Raw genomic sequence first — 15442 nt, 5'->3', positions numbered from 1 at the left:
GGAGACGCAAAATGAATGGAAGCGCGGCGGCAGTAATGACGAAGCCCGCCTTTCGCAAGGTTCAGTGGCTCGCGCGCGACATCGAGGTCGAGCGCCGCGGCGACGGCACGGTGGTGCTGAAGTCGCGCATTCCGCTGCAGCCTTATGAGAAGCACATCCCGGCCTCGCTGGCGAAATGGGCGAAGGAAGCACCCGAGCGCATCTGGCTGGCGCAGCGTGGCGGTCCGAACCGCGAATGGCGCAAGGTGTCCTATGGCGAAGCCAAGCGCATCGTGGACGCGCTGACGCAAGGCCTGCTCAATCTCAAGCTCGACGGCCGGCCCGTGACGATCCTCTCCGGCAATTCGATCGAGCATGCGCTGATGACGCAGGCCGCGATGCAGGCGCGCGTCCCGGCAGCGCCGGTGTCGCCGGCCTACTCGTTGATGAGCCACGATCACGTCAAGCTGAAGTACCTGTTCGACCTGATCAAGCCGGCCGTATTGATGGTGCAGGACGGCCCGACCTTCGAGAAGGCGCTGAAGGCGCTCGACCTCAGCGGCGTCACCGTGGTTCACGTCGCGCGGCCCTGCGAGGGCATCAAGAGCGTCAGCTTCGCCGAGCTTGCGGCCACGCCTGTCACCGCTGATGTCGAGGCCTCGATCGCGAAGATCACGCCGCAGACCGTCGGCAAGCTGCTGTTCACGTCGGGCTCGACCGGCATGCCCAAGGCCGTCATCAACACGCAGGAGATGATGTGCGCCAATGCGGCGATGATGATGCAGGTGCGGCCGCGCGATCCGAACGGGCCTGTTGCGACCATGCTGGACTGGATGCCCTGGAACCACACCATGGGCGGCAATGCCGCGTTCCACCCGATCCTGGTCGACGGCGGCACGCTCTATATCGACGACGGCCGGCCGATGCCGGGCCAGTTCGAGGAGACGCTGCGCAATTTGCGCGAGATCTCGCCGACCTATTATGCCAACGTGCCCGCCGGCTACGCCGCGCTCGCCGCCGCCATGGAGAAGGACGACGCGCTCTGCCGCTCCTTCTTCAAGAATCTCTCGATCATGGCCTATGGCGGTGCGCGCCTGCCTGACGATCTCTATGAGCGCATGCAGGCGCTGGCGGTGAAGACCACCGGCGAGCGCATCGTGTTCTATACCGGCTGGGGCTCGACCGAGACCGCGCCGACCTCGACCGGCACCTATTGGGACACCGAGCGCGTCGGCCTGATCGGCCTGCCGTTCCCCGGCGTCGATCTGAAGATGGTGCCGTGCGGCTCGAAATACGAATTGCGGCTGCGCGGCGTCAACGTCACGCCCGGCTATTTCGGTCAGCCGGAGCTGACGAAGAAGATGTTCGACGAGGAAGGTTTTTACTGCATCGGCGATGCCGGAATCTTCGTCGACGATTCCGATCCGGTGCAAGGCATTATCTTTGCCGGTCGCGTGGTGGAGGACTTCAAGCTCACCACCGGCACGTTCGTGCATGTCGGCTCGCTGCGGACGGATGCGATCGCAGCCGCAACGCCGGTCGTGCACGACGCGCTGGTCGCGGGGCAGGACCGCCCGTTCATCGGCCTCTTGGCCTGGCCGAACCTGCACGCCTGCCGCCAGCTCGCCGGCAATCCAGATCTGAGTTTTGCCGATGCGGTGAAGCATCCCGAGGTGATCGCCTGCTTCAGGCGCGGCCTGGAAGCCCACAACCGGGAGTGCGAAGGCGCCAGCAGCCGCCTCGTCGCGCGCGCGATGCTGATGGTCGAGCCGCCCTCGATCGACGGCAACGAGCTCACCGACAAGGGCTACATCAACCAGCGCGCCGGCCTCGAACGCCGCGCCGCGCTGGTGGAGCGGCTCTATGCGGACACACCGGATCAGGATGTGATCGTGCTGCGATGGGGCACCGCTCTCTCAACTCGTCATTCCGGGGCGCGCGCAGCGCGAGCCGGGAATCCATCAGGCCGCATAGGCGCGGCGAAATGGATTCCGGGCTCGCCGCTACGCGGCGCCCCGGAATGACGGCATCAATACAAGCGACAAACAATAAGAGGTAAGCCGCCATGAACTTCGATTTCTCCGACGATCAAAAGCAGCTCCGCGACCAGGCGCGCAAGTTCCTCGCGGAAAAATGCTCGCCCAAGGCGGTGCGTGTCGTGCTCGATGGCAAGGCGCCTTACGACAAGGAGCTATGGAAAGGCCTCGCCGAGATGGGCTTTCTCGGCGTCGCCATTCCGGAAGAGTTCGGCGGCGCGGGTGCGGGCCATCTCGAGCTCTGCGTGATCGCGGAGGAGATGGGGCGGGCCAATGCGCCTGTGCCCTTCTCTTCGACCGTGTACCTCGCCGCCGAAGCGCTGCTGATCGCGGGCAGCGACGCGCAGAAGAAGAAATGGCTGCCTGCGATTGCTGCCGGCGAGGCCATCGGCACGCTGGCGCTGTTCGAGGGCAAGGGCAATCCGTCGCCGAAGAACGTCAAGCTGACGGCTGCGAACGGGGTGCTCAACGGCGTCAAGAAGCCGGTCGCCGACGGCGCGATCTCCGACTTCGCGGTGGTCGCCGCGCGCACCGGATCGAGCGGTCGCGAGAACGACATCTCGCTGTTCCTGGTCGATCTCAAGGCCGGCGGCGTCGACGTGAAGAGCCTCACCAATCTCGATCCGACCCGCGGACAGGCCGAGATCACCTTCAAGGACGCCAAAGCCGAGCCGCTGGGAGCTGCCGGCGAAGGCTGGAGCATCCTCACCCAGGTGCTCGACCGCGCCGCCGTGCTGTGCGCGTTCGAGCAGGTCGGCGGTGCCGACCGCGCGCTGGAGATGGGCCGCGATTACGCGCTGGACCGCATCGCCTTCGGTCGCCAGATCGGCTCGTTCCAGGCCGTCAAGCACATGCTCGCGGACATGTACGTGTCGGCGACGCTGGCGCGCTCCAACAGCTATTACGGCGCCTGGGCGCTCTCGACCAATGCGGCCGAGCTGCCGGAGGCTGCCGCCGCCGCGCGCATCAGCGCGACGCAGGCGTTCCAGCACTGCGCCAAGAACAACATCCAGGTTCACGGCGGCATGGGTTTTACCTGGGAGTTCGACTGCCACATGTACTACCGCCGCGCCAACGCCATGGCGCTGGGCCTCGGCAGCCTGTCCTATTGGGAAGACCAGTTGATCGACCGGATGCGGAAGAAGAACGCGGCGTGATGACAGGTGCGTAGGGTGGGTTAGCCGAGCGGATTGCGCGAAGCGCAAGTCGCTTTGGCGTAACCCACCTCTTCTTCCGATGTGGAAACCAAAGAGGTGGGTTACGCCTTCGGCTAACCCACCCTCCGAAATGCGAGAGAGTTGCCATGAACTTCGACGACACCCCGCAGGAAGCCGAGTTCCGCGCCACCGCCCGCGCCTGGATCAGCGCGAACGCGCCCAGGCAATACGAGGACGAGCTGCGCAAATCCTCGCTCGGCCGCACCGTGCTCAAGAACGCCAATATCCTGGAGGTCGCAAAAGCCTGGCAGAAGAAAAAGGCCGACGCCGGCTGGGCCTGCCTGCACTGGCCGAAGGAGTATGGCGGCCGCGGCTCGTCGCCGATCGAGCGCGTGATCTGGTCGCAGGAAGAGGGGCCGTTCGGCCAGCTGTCCCGCATGTTCATCATCGGCCACGGCATGTGCGGGCCGACCATGATGGCGTTCGCGCGCGAGGAGCATAAGCGCAGCTATCTGCCGCCGCTCGCCTCCGGCGAGAAGGTCTGGTGCCAGCTGTTCTCCGAGCCGGCCGGCGGTTCGGACGTTGCGGGCTTGCGCACGCGCGCGGAGAAGGACGGCGACGAATGGGTGATCAACGGACAGAAGATCTGGACCTCCGGCGCACATTATTCCGACTACGGCATCCTGCTCACCCGCACCGATCCGACCGTGCCCAAGCACAAGGGCCTCACCATGTTCTTCCTGGACATGAAGAGCCCCGGCGTCGAGGTGCGGCCGATCAAGCAGGCGAGCGGCGCCTCGGATTTCAACGAGGTCTATTTCACGAACGTGCGCATCCCCGACCATCAGCGCCTCGGCGAGGTCGGTGACGGCTGGAACGTGTCGCTGACCACGCTGATGAACGAGCGCAGCGCGATCGGCGCGGCCGTCTCGACCGGTTTCCCGGAATTGTTCGAGTATTGCTCCAGCCTGATGCTCGACGACGGCCCGGCGATCGAGGATCGCGCGGTACGCTCGAAGCTGGCGCACTGGGCGGTGAAGGCAAGCGGGCTGAAGTACACCAGCATGCGCGCGATCTCGGCGCTGTCGAAAGGTGAGCGGCCGGGGCCGGAAAACTCGATCGGCAAGCTGGTGGCGGGCTCCATGATCCAGGACGTTGCGACCTACGCACTCGATCTGCAGGGCGCGGCCGGCGTCGTCAGCGGCGAGGATGGTGAGCTGGCCGGCCGTTTCCAGGCCATGCTGCTGCGTGCGCCGGGCACCCGCGTCGAGGGCGGCACCGACGAGATCATGCGCAATATCATCGCCGAGCGGGTGCTGGGCCTGCCCGGCGATATCCGTGTCGACAAGGACGTGCCGTTCAACAAGATCCCGACGAAGGGAAGATGAGTCCGAATTCGTAGGGTGGGTTAGCGAAGCGTAACCCACCACGTTCGCAACGATACTCGACAGAAGTGGTGGGTTACGCCTTCGGCTAACCCACCCTACGCAGAAGTGAGGTCCGCCATGAATTTCGACGACACCCCGCAGGAAGCCGCATTCCGCGAGACCGCGCGCAAATGGATCGAGGCCAATGCGCCTAGGGAGTTGCATGCCGAGTTGTCGAAGTCCTCGCTCGGCCGCATCCGCCTTGCCAATCACGACATCGTCGATGTCGGCAAGGCCTGGCAGAAGAAGAAGTTCGAGGGCAATTGGGCCTGCCTGCACTGGCCCAAGGAGTATGGCGGCCGCGGTGCTACGCCGATCGAAAAGGTGATCTGGCAGCAGGAGGAAGGCGTCTACGGCAAGCTGACGCAGCCGTTCCAGATCGGCGAGGGGATGTGCGGCCCCACCGTGATGGCGTTCGGCAGCGAGGACGCCAAGCGCCGTTACTTGCCGAAGCTGGCTTCGGGCGAGGAGATCTGGTGCCAGCTGTTCTCCGAACCGTCTGCCGGCTCGGACGTCGCGGGCCTGCGCACGCGCGCGGAGAAGAAGGGCGACAATTGGGTCGTCAACGGCCAGAAGATCTGGACCTCGGGCGCGCATTATTCCGACTATGGTCTCCTGATCGCGCGCACCGATCCGAACGTGCCCAAGCACAAGGGCCTCACCATGTTCTTCCTGGACATGAAGAGCCCCGGCGTCGAGGTGCGGCCGATCAAGCAGGCCAACGGCATGCAGGAGTTCAACGAGGTCTATTTCACCGACGTCGTGATTCCCGACAGCCAGCGGCTGGGCGCCGTCGGCGACGGCTGGAACGTATCGCTGACCACGCTGATGAACGAGCGCATGTCGATCGGCGCGCGGCTCGCGACCGGCGTGCCCGAGATGTTCGAGCTCTGCTCGAACCTGGTACTGGAGGATGGCCTGGCCATCGACGATCCCGCCGTGCGCTCCAAGCTCGCGAGCTGGGCGGCCAAGTCGAACGGGCTGAAATACACCAGCTACCGCACGATCTCCGCCTTGTCGAAGGGCGAGCGGCCGGGCCCGGAGAATTCGATCGGCAAGCTGGTCTCGGGCATGATGCTGCAGGACATCGCGACCTACGCCATGGACCTGCAGGGCGCGGCCGGTGTTCTCACCGGCAACGACGAGGAAACGGCGCAGGGTCAATTCCAGCAGATGCTGCTGTCCTCGCCTTCGATGCGCATCGCCGGCGGCACCGACGAGATCCTGCGCAACATCATCGCCGAGCGCGTGCTGGGCCTGCCGGGCGATATCCGCGTCGACAAGGACGTGCCGTACAACAAGATCCCGACCAAGGGGCGGTGATCGCGCGTCGCGCGGTGTTGCGGGTGGGCCAAGGCGCAAAGCGCCATGCCCACCCTTGCCTGTTGCTCATTCCACCCCGATCGTCGTCAGGTCCTGGAACCAGTGCTGCGCCTGCACGAACTGCTTGATCTTCGGTGACAGCGCGTGGGGATTGGTGTCGTGGACGACCCAGACCAGCACGGCGTCGTCGACGATCAGCGCGTGCGCCTGCGCCAGCAATTGGTCCTGCTTGGTGCTGTCGAAAGTCTGCTTGGCCTCGTCGATCAGCGCGTCGACCTTCGGATTCTTGTAGCCGCCCCAATTGACGCCGACCGGCGCGATCTGGCCGGAATGGAAGAAGCGGACGATGGCGTAGAGCGGATCCGAGGTCACATAGGCGATGTTGTTGGAGGTGATGCCGGCGTTCATCTCGTCCGCCGCGCCCTTGCGCCAATGCGTATAGAGCGTCTCCAGCTCGACCACCTTGAAGTCGATCTCGATGCCGATCTCCTTGAAGCTTTGCTGCAGGAATTCGTTCATCGGCAGCGACAGCATCTGGCCGGTGCCGCCCTGCGCGATGATGAAGGTGGTCTTCAGCGGCTTTGCTTTCGAATAGCCCGCTTCCTCCACCAGCTTCTTGGCGGCGGCGAGATCATATTTCAGCTCGAAGCTGGGCTTGCCGAACCAGGGGCTCGACGGGTCGACCTGGCCCTTGGCGGGCTTGGCAAGGCCGTTCATCAGGCCGACGACTTCGTCGCGGTTGATCGCAAGGTTCAGCGCCTTGCGCAGGCGGATGTCGGTCCAGGGCGAGCCCGGCAGCACGCTGAGGTGATAATTCCAGACATGCGGCGTGACGTTGTCGACCAGCTTCATGCCGGCCGCCTTCAGCTGCGGCACGGCATCCGGCGCCGGCGTCTCGATCAGGTCGACTTGCCCGGCGAGCAGCGCGTTGGTGCGCGTCAGTGCTTCCGGCATCGGCACCAGCACGATCTTGTCGACCTTCGGAATGCGCTTCTTGTTCCAGTAGTCCGGATTCTTGGCTAGCTCGGCAAGCTCGCGCGGCACCAGCTTCGTCAGCTTGAATGGACCGGTTCCGGAGGGCTGGCTGGCGAACTTGTCCCAGTCCTTGCCGAGCTTTTCATATTGCGCCGGGCTCGAGACCAGGAACCACAGCATCTGATAGGGGAAGAAGGAATCGACCGTCTTGGTGGTGATCTCCACCGTGAAGTCGTCGATCTTGGCGTAGCTGGCGACGGAGGGGAGGCGGGTCTTCACCTGCGCGCTCTGCCGCTTGTCGAATTGCGGCGCCTTGTCGTTGAGCACCTTGTCGAGATTCCAGATCACCGCATCGGCGTTGAACTCGCTGCCGTCGTGAAACTTCACGCCCTTGCGTAGGGTGAACCGCCACTTCGTCTTGTCGGCATCGTCGACCTTCCACTCGGTGGCGAGGCCCGGCACCAGCTTGCCGGGGCGATCGGCAACGTCCATCTCCCAGGCCACCAGCGGATCGTAGATCGTATAGGCCGTGAACTGATAGGCGCCGGCGCCGCGATCGGGCTGGCCGGTGGTGAGCGGAATGTCCGCCATCGAGATGCCATAGCGCACAACGGTTTCGGCGCGCGCCGAGATCGCGGAAACTGCCAGCGCAAGCACGGCGAGACAGGTCGATAGACGAATACGCATGGCCCAAGGCTCCCAGGTGGGATTTCGGGGCCAAACCTGCAATCTTGATGCCAGAATAGGCAGCCGGGCTGCTCTGTCTTCAATCGATCACAAGGACTTGTCGTCGCAGGCGCAATTCGCAGAAAAAGTTTCTCCTTGGCATAGCCATTGCATACGATTGCATCAAAATTAATCATCGAAAGCCGAAGAAGGATCGAGGCGATGCTTATCAAGAACAAGAAGACACGGGCGGCGCTGATCGCGCTCTTGGCGCTGGGCAGTGCGGCCGCATGGCCGCGCGTGGCGAGTGCGGAAACTGTGCTGCGCATCGGCATGACCGCTGCCGATATTCCGCGCACCCTCGGCCAGCCCGATCAGGGGTTTGAGGGCAACCGCTTCACCGGCCTCACCATGTATGACGCGCTGACCAGCTGGGATCTGTCCTCGGCGGACAAGCCCAGCGTGGTGATCCCCGGCCTTGCCACCGAGTGGAAGGTCGATGATGCCGACAAGACCAAATGGACCTTCAAGCTGCGCCCCGGCGTCACCTTCCATGACGGCTCGCCGTTCAACGCCGACGCCGTGGTGTGGAACGTCGAGAAGGTGCTGAAGCAGGATGCGCCGCAATTCGACGCCAGCCAGGTCGGCGTCACGGCCTCGCGCATGCCGACTCTGGCCTCCGCGAGGAAGATCGACGACATGACCGTCGAGCTCACCACCAAGGAGCCCGACAGCTTCCTGCCGATCAACCTCACCAATTTGTTCATGGCGAGCCCGGCGAAATGGCAGGCCTTCTACGACAAGGCCGAGGGTGCCGACGCCAAGGCGAAGTCGCAAGCCGCATGGACCGCGTTCGCCAAGGACGCCTCGGGCACCGGCCCGTGGAAGATGGCGAGCTTCACCCCGCGCGAGCGGCTCGAGCTGGTCAAGAACGCGAGCTACTGGGACAAGGCCCGCGTGCCCAAGATCGACAAGATGGTGCTCTTGCCGATGCCGGAAGCTAACGCGCGCACCGCGGCGCTGCTGTCCGGCCAGGTCGATTGGGTCGAAGCGCCGGCGCCGGACGCGCTGCCCGAGCTCAAGCAGCGCGGCTTCAAGCTCTCCGCCAATGAGCAGCCGCACGTTTGGCCGTGGCAGTTCTCCCGCGTCGAGGGTTCGCCCTGGAACGACATCCGGGTGCGCAAGGCGGCGAACCTCTGCGTCGACCGCGAAGGCCTCAAGGACGGCCTGCTCGCCGGCCTGATGGTGCCGGCGTCCGGCACCTTCGAACCCGGCCATCCCTGGCGCGGCAAGCCGAGCTTCGAGATCAAGTACGACAAGGCGGCTGCGCAAAAGTTGATGCAGGAGGCAGGCTACGGTCCCAACAAGAAGCTGACCGTGAAGACGCAGACGTCTGCGTCCGGCTCGGGCCAGATGCAGCCCTTGCCGATGAACGAATACCTCCAGCAGGCGCTGGCCGAATGCTATTTCGACGTAAAGCTCGACGTCATCGAGTGGAACACGCTGTTCACCAACTGGCGCCGCGGCGCCAAGGATCCCAGTGCCAACGGCTCGCACGCGACCAACGTCACCTATGCGGCGATGGACCCGTTCTTCGCGCTGGTGCGCTTCCTGCAATCGGGCATGGCACCGCCGGTCTCGAACAATTGGGGCTTCATCAACAACCCCAAGTTTGACGAGCTGGTGAAGAAGGCGCGCCAGACCTTCGATCCCGCCGCGCGCGACGCCGCGCTCGCCGAGTTGCACGCGGCCTCCGTCGATGATGCCGCCTTCCTCTATGTGGCCCACGACGTCGGCCCACGCGCGATGAGCCCGAAGGTGACAGGCGTCGTGCAGCCGAAGAGCTGGTTCATCGACTTCTCGCCGGTGTCGATCGCGCAGTAATTCGCGCCGCGCACTCGCTGCACCCTCTCCCCTTGCGGGAGAGGGTGGCTTCGCTTTAGCGAAGCCGGGTGAGGGGTCTCTCTCCGCGGATGTCCCTTTCGCGTCGTAACGACTGTATCCGGGGATAGAACCCCTCATCGGCACTTCGCGCCACCTTCTCCCACAAGGGGAGAAGGGAAGAAAAGAACCAAACGTGCTCGCCTATACCGCCAGACGCATTGTCTACGTCGTCCCCATCGTCATCAGCGTCGCGCTGGTGTGCTTCCTGCTCGTGCACATCACGCCGGGCGATCCGCTGGTCGCCGTGCTGCCGGCCGATGCGTCGCAGGAGCTCGCCGCGCAGCTGCGCGCCGCCTACGGCTTCGACCGGCCGCTGCCGGTGCAGTTCGGCCTGTGGCTGCTGCGTGCCCTTCATGGCGATCTCGGCAATTCCATCGCCACCGGGCGCCCGGTGCTGGCCGAGGTCATGCGTGCGGTCGGCAACACCGTCACGCTCGCGATTGCCGCCGCCATCATCGGCTTCACCATGGGCATTCTGCTCGGCCTGATCGCCGGCTATTTCCGCGAGACCTGGATCGACAAGGTCGCGACCTCCTTTGCCATCGCCGGCGTCTCCGTGCCGCATTACTGGCTCGGCATGCTGCTGGTCATCATCTTCTCGGTCCAGCTGAACTGGCTGCCCGCGGTCGGCGCCGGCCCCGGCGGCTCCAACTCCTGGGCCTGGGATTGGGCGCACCTCAAATATCTCGTGTTGCCGGCGATCACGACCTCGGTGATCCCGATGGGCATCGTCACCCGCACGGTGCGCGCGCTCACCGGCGATATCCTCAGCCAGGACTTCGTCGAAGCACTGCGTGCCAAGGGCCTGCGCGAAACCGGCGTGTTCCGTCACGTCATCAAGAACGCCGCGCCCACCGCGCTCGCGGTGATGGGGCTCCAGCTCGGCTACATGCTCGGCGGCTCGATCCTGATCGAGACGGTGTTCTCCTGGCCGGGCTCGGGCTTCCTGCTCAACTCCGCGATCTTCCAGCGCGACCTGCCGCTGCTGCAGGGCACGATCCTGATCCTTGCGCTGTTCTTCGTCTTCCTCAATCTGCTGGTCGACATCGCCCAAGCCGCGATCGACCCGCGCATCAAGCGGGGCTGATGGAATGAGCCCAGCTGTCGCCACGCAAACTGTGCGCTCCCTCCCCCGCCTGTGGGGGAGGGTTGAGGAGAGGGTGTCTCCGCAATCGGGAACCCCCAAGAGGCGAAAGCCCTCACCCGCGCCTGCGGCGCGACCTCTCCCGCAAGCGGGAGAGGCGTACCGCGCCCGTGGTTCGCACCGACCACACCGATACCCAACGGGAGCCAGCCGATGAGCGAGCTTCCGTTGTCCGCCACCGCCGACGCCGCGCTGCAGGCCGCGCCCGCCACCAAGGCGCGGGGCTATTGGGCGACCGTCGGCCGCCGCATCATGCGCGACAAGGTCAGCATGGCCTGCGCGCTGGTGCTGCTGCTGATCTTCCTCTCCGCGATCCTCGCGCCGTGGCTCGGTCTCGAAGATCCCTACAAGGGCTCGATGATCCGCCGCCTCCGCCACATCGGCACCCCAGGCTATCCGCTCGGCACCGACGAACTCGGCCGCGACATGCTGGCGCGGCTGATCTATGGCGCGGGGGGCCGGCTGTCGCTGGTGATCGGCATTTTGCCGGTGATCCTGGCCTTCTGCATCGGCACCTCGCTCGGCATCATTGCCGGCTATGTCGGCGGCAAGCTCAACACCGCGATCATGCGCACGGTGGACGTGTTCTATGCCTTCCCGTCGGTGCTGCTGGCGATCGCGATCTCCGGCGCGCTCGGCGCCGGCATCCTCAATTCCATCGTGGCACTGACCATCGTGTTCGTGCCGCAGATCACCCGCGTTGCCGAGAGCGTCACCACCGGCGTGCGCAACATGGACTTCGTCGAGGCGGCGCGTGCCTCCGGCGCGGGCGCCTTCACCATCATGCGCGTGCACATCCTCGGCAACGTGCTGGGCGCGATCTTCGTCTATGCCACCAGCCTCATTTCGGTCTCGATGATCCTGGCGGCCGGCCTGTCCTTCCTCGGCCTCGGCACCAAACCGCCGGAGCCGGAATGGGGCCTGATGCTGAACACCCTGCGCACCGCGATCTACGTCAACCCTTGGGTCGCAGCCTTGCCGGGCGCGATGATCTTCGCAGTCTCGATCTGCTTCAATCTCCTTTCGGACGGCCTGCGCAGCGCCATGGACATCAGGAACTAGAGATCATGATGCGCAAGCACACTGTCGCGGCGTCCTCCGTACACCTCTCCCCGATGGGGAGAGGTGAAGGACAACGGCCATGAGCGAGACCAACGCCTCCGTCGCCATGCTGGAGCCGGTCGAGGACCGCGGCGGCGTCGCGCAGCCGCTGCTTCAGGTCAACGGCCTGACCAAGCATTTCCCCGTGCGCGGCGGCCTGTTCGCCGCCAAGCGCACCGTGCGTGCCGTCGACAATGTCTCCTTCTCCGTCGCCAAGGGCGAGACCGTCGGCATCGTCGGTGAGTCCGGCTGCGGCAAGTCCACCACCGCGCGCCTCCTGATGCACCTGATGCCGCGCGATGACGGCGACATCATCTATGACGGCATGACCGTCGGCCAGTCGCTGAGCTTGCGCGAGCTGCGCCGCGGCATGCAGATGGTGTTCCAGGACTCCTACGCCTCGCTCAATCCGCGCCTGACGATCGAGGAATCCATCGCCTTCGGCCCCAAGGTTCACGGCATGGCCGACGGCGCGGCGCGCAACCTGGCGCGCGAGCTGCTCGGCAAGGTCGGCCTGCGCCCGGAAAACTTCGCCAACCGCTACCCGCACGAGATCTCCGGCGGCCAGCGCCAGCGCGTCAACATCGCGCGCGCGCTGGCGCTGTCGCCGCGGCTGGTGATCCTGGACGAGGCCGTCTCCGCGCTCGACAAATCCGTCGAGGCCCAGGTGCTCAACCTGCTCGCCGATCTCAAGCGCGAATTCGGCCTCACCTATCTCTTCATCAGCCACGACCTCAACGTCGTGCGCTACATCTCGGACCGCGTGCTGGTGATGTATCTCGGCGAGGTCGTCGAGCTCGGCCCGGTCGACCAGGTCTGGGACAGCCCGGCGCATCCCTACACCCGGGCGCTGCTCGCCGCGATGCCGTCCTCCGATCCTGATAGCCGCACCGAGACGCCGCCGATCACGGGCGATCCGCCCAATCCGATCGATCCGCCCTCCGGCTGCCGCTTCCACACCCGTTGCCCGTTTGCGGAGCCGCTCTGCGCAAATGCGACACCAAAGCTCACCGCGCTGGATAATATGGGCCACGAGGCCGCGTGCTACATGGCGATACCGGGTTCAGGCCATAGCCGTGCCCCCAGGGGAGAAACCGCATGACGAGACCGACACCGAAAGAGATCAAGCCGATCGCGCACACCGCCGGCGTGCCTGTGGACGACGAGATCGCGACCCGCATCTCCAATGCCATCGGCCCCGCCTTCGAAGGCTTCGCCGCCATCGCCGGCACGCTGCCGTTCGATCTGGAGCCCGCAACTTACGTGCTCGTGCAGACGCAGAAGGTGTCGAAATGAGCCGTGAGCCCGCTCTGATGACGCTCACCGAGGTCGCGCGCGCGATCGCGATGAAGCAGGTGTCCTCGCACGAAGCGACGCGCGCGCTGCTGCAGCGCATCGCGCAGTGGCAGCCTCATCTCAACGCCTTCATGTCGATCGAGGCCGAGACTGCATTGAAAGCGGCGGATGCCGCCGATGCGGAGCTCGCCAAGGGCAATGTCCGCGGTCCCCTGCATGGCGTGCCGCTCGCGCACAAGGACATGTATTACGATGCCGGCCACGTCGCGACCTGCGGCTCGCTGATCCGCCGCGATTTCGTGCCGAACGTCACGTCGACCGCCTTGCAGCGGCTGAAGGACGCCGGCCAAATCCGGCTCGGCACGCTGCATCTCGCCGAGTTCGCCTATGGTGCGACCGGGCATAACAGCCATTACGGCCCGGTGCGCAATCCCTGGAACGTGGCGCACATCACCGGCGGCTCGTCCTCAGGCTCCGGCTCGGCGGTCGCAGCGCGCCTGACCTATGCCGCGCTCGGCTCCGACACCGGTGGCTCGATCCGCATGCCCTCGCATTTCTGTGGTGTCACGGGGCTCAAGACCACCTGGAGCCGCGTCAGCCGCGCCGGCGCCATGCCGCTGTCGCAATCGCTCGACACGGTCGGCCCGCTCGCCCGCACCGCGGAGGATTGCGCGCTGCTGCTGGCGTTGACGGCCGGCCCGGATCCGGAGGATCCGACCGCGAGCCTCGAGCCTCTCTCGGACTACGTCGCCGCGACCAAGGGATCCCTGAACGGCCTCAAGATCGGCGTGCCCGCGACCTACTATGTCGACGATCTCGACAGCGAGGTCGCGCGCGTGCTCGACGAGACCATCGCGGTGCTCAAGCGCGAGGGCGCCGACATCGTCAAGGTCGAGCTGCCGGACCAGCGGCAATTGCAGGCGGCGAGCCAGCTCGTGCTGGCCGCTGAAGCCGCCGCCTTCCACAAGCGCTGGCTGATCGAGCGTTCGCAGGATTACGGCGCGCAGACATTGATGCGCCTCCAGAACGGCCTCGCCGTTCCCGCCATCACTTATATCGAGGCGATGCGTTGGCGCGGGCCGGCGCTCGCGGCCCACAATGCCGCGACGGCAGGCGTCGATGCGGTGATCGCGCCGGCGTCCCCGGTGCCGGCGCCGACGATCGAGGAGAGCGACGTCGGCGGCGGTCCGAACGCGCCGGCGCTGTTGCAGCGGCTCACGCTGTTCACCCGCCCGGTGAATTTTCTGGGCCTGCCGTCACTGACCATTCCTTCGGGCTTCACCAAGGCCGGCCTGCCGGTCGGCATGCAGCTGATCGGCCGCTCTTTCGACGAAGCCACCCTGCTCACCATCGGCGCCGCGTTCCAGCGCGCGACCGACTATCACGACCGATTGCCGAAACTGCCGTCATGACAAACCTCGTCGAGATCTCAGGCCTCAACATCCGCTTCACCGGCGAGCGCACGGTCTATGCCGTGAACGACCTCAGCCTCTCGCTCGGCAACAGCGAGGTGCTGGGCCTGCTCGGCGAGTCCGGTTCGGGCAAGAGCGTGACCTTGCGTGCGCTGATGCGGCTGCTGCCGAAGAAGCGCACGCAGATCTCCGGCACGGTCAATGTCATGGGCCGCGATGTGCTCGCGATGAACGACGAGGAGCTGTCGTCGTTCCGCGGCCAGACTGTCTCGATGATCTTTCAGGAGCCCGCGCTCGCGCTCGATCCGGTCTACACGATCGGCGCGCAGATCGCCGAAAGCGTGGTGCGCCATGAAGGCAAGAGTTTTGCGGAAGGACGCGCACGCGCGCTCGAAATGCTCGAGGTCGTGCGTATTCCCTCGGCCAGGCGCCGGCTCGATGCCTATCCCCACGAGATGTCGGGCGGCATGCGCCAGCGCGCCATGATTGCACTGGCGCTGGCCTGCCGGCCAAAAATCCTTCTGGCGGACGAGCCGACCACCGCGCTGGATGCCACCGTGCAGATCCAGATCCTGCTGCTGCTGCGCGAGCTTCAGCGCGAGTTCGGCATGTCCGTCATCTTCGTCACCCACGACATCGGCGTCGCCATCGAGATCTGCGACCGCGTCGCGGTGATGTATGCCGGCCAGGTCGTGGAGCAGGGGACCTTGCGCGACATCGTCCGCTCGCCCGTGCATCCCTATGCCAAGGGCCTGCTCGCCTCCACCATACACGGCGCCAAGCGGGGCCAGCGGCTGGAGACCATCCCCGGAACGCCGCCGTCGCTGGCCGAGAAGCCGCACAACTGCTCCTTCGCCCCCCGCTGCAAGCTCGCCGAGCCGCGCTGCCTGGAGCAATTGCCCGGGAATGTCGAGGTCGGGCCGGGTCGGGCGGCGAGGTGTGTGCTGGCGGAGCCGGTCACCGTGGTGTCGTAGTTCGGATG

11 protein-coding genes and 1 pseudogene are annotated in these 15442 nt (G+C 65.5%); 11 read left to right on the top strand and 1 reads right to left on the bottom strand.

Translation table 11 applies throughout. The annotated features are described in order from the left end of the window. Positions 1–11 precede the first annotated feature (11 nt). From AB7M16_RS15170 to AB7M16_RS15155, 4 genes and pseudogenes are all read left to right on the top strand, one after another. Positions 12–1880 (top strand): annotated as a pseudogene (locus AB7M16_RS15170) (AMP-binding protein); the annotation flags it as partial. A gap of 164 nt (positions 1881–2044) precedes the next feature. Then, the gene (locus AB7M16_RS15165) at positions 2045–3172 is read left to right on the top strand and encodes an acyl-CoA dehydrogenase family protein (protein WP_453944360.1); all 1128 of its coding nucleotides are present in this window, start codon (positions 2045–2047) and stop codon (positions 3170–3172) included. 146 nt (positions 3173–3318) lie between these two features. Continuing rightward, positions 3319–4560: an acyl-CoA dehydrogenase gene (locus tag AB7M16_RS15160; protein ID WP_453944359.1), complete on the top strand. Its 1242-nt coding sequence runs from the start codon at positions 3319–3321 to the stop codon at positions 4558–4560. Positions 4561–4677: 117 nt separating this feature from the next. Then, positions 4678–5922 (top strand): acyl-CoA dehydrogenase, encoded by a 1245-nt coding sequence (locus tag AB7M16_RS15155; RefSeq protein ID WP_453944358.1) that lies wholly within the window; start codon positions 4678–4680, stop codon positions 5920–5922. 66 nt (positions 5923–5988) lie between these two features. Here AB7M16_RS15155 and AB7M16_RS15150 read toward each other — a convergent pair whose 3' ends face one another. After that, complete coding sequence (locus AB7M16_RS15150; RefSeq protein ID WP_453944357.1) at positions 5989–7584, bottom strand: ABC transporter substrate-binding protein; 1596 nt, start codon at positions 7582–7584, stop codon at positions 5989–5991. Positions 7585–7785: 201 nt separating this feature from the next. Between AB7M16_RS15150 and AB7M16_RS15145 the strand changes: the two genes are divergently transcribed. From AB7M16_RS15145 to AB7M16_RS15115, 7 genes are all read left to right on the top strand, one after another. Continuing rightward, positions 7786–9447 (top strand): ABC transporter substrate-binding protein, encoded by a 1662-nt coding sequence (locus tag AB7M16_RS15145; RefSeq protein WP_453944356.1) that lies wholly within the window; start codon positions 7786–7788, stop codon positions 9445–9447. 193 nt (positions 9448–9640) lie between these two features. Continuing rightward, a complete protein-coding gene (locus AB7M16_RS15140; protein WP_453944355.1) occupies positions 9641–10594 on the top strand; it encodes an ABC transporter permease in 954 nt (317 codons plus the stop codon). 210 nt (positions 10595–10804) lie between these two features. Then, positions 10805–11713, top strand: a complete 909-nt coding sequence (locus tag AB7M16_RS15135; protein ID WP_453944354.1) for an ABC transporter permease — start codon at positions 10805–10807, stop codon at positions 11711–11713. Between the two features lie 79 nt (positions 11714–11792). Continuing rightward, entirely contained in the window at positions 11793–12854 is a 1062-nt protein-coding gene (locus tag AB7M16_RS15130) for an ABC transporter ATP-binding protein (protein ID WP_453944353.1), read from the top strand. Next, positions 12851–13048 carry a hypothetical protein gene (locus AB7M16_RS15125; RefSeq protein ID WP_439401636.1) on the top strand — a complete coding sequence of 66 codons (198 nt, stop codon included), beginning with the start codon at positions 12851–12853 and terminating at the stop codon, positions 13046–13048. Before AB7M16_RS15130 ends, AB7M16_RS15125 begins: the two co-directional genes overlap by 4 nt. Further along, positions 13045–14460: an amidase gene (locus AB7M16_RS15120; protein ID WP_172787021.1), complete on the top strand. Its 1416-nt coding sequence runs from the start codon at positions 13045–13047 to the stop codon at positions 14458–14460. Before AB7M16_RS15125 ends, AB7M16_RS15120 begins: the two co-directional genes overlap by 4 nt. Next, complete coding sequence (locus AB7M16_RS15115) at positions 14457–15434, top strand: ABC transporter ATP-binding protein (RefSeq protein WP_453944352.1); 978 nt, start codon at positions 14457–14459, stop codon at positions 15432–15434. The genes AB7M16_RS15120 and AB7M16_RS15115 overlap by 4 nt, the downstream gene beginning before the upstream one ends. The last annotated feature ends 8 nt before the right edge of the window (positions 15435–15442 follow it).

The organism is Bradyrhizobium sp. USDA 372 (genome assembly GCF_053629095.1).
Note: the sequence above shows the minus strand (reverse complement) of the source record. Positions and strands in the feature narration are given on the sequence as shown.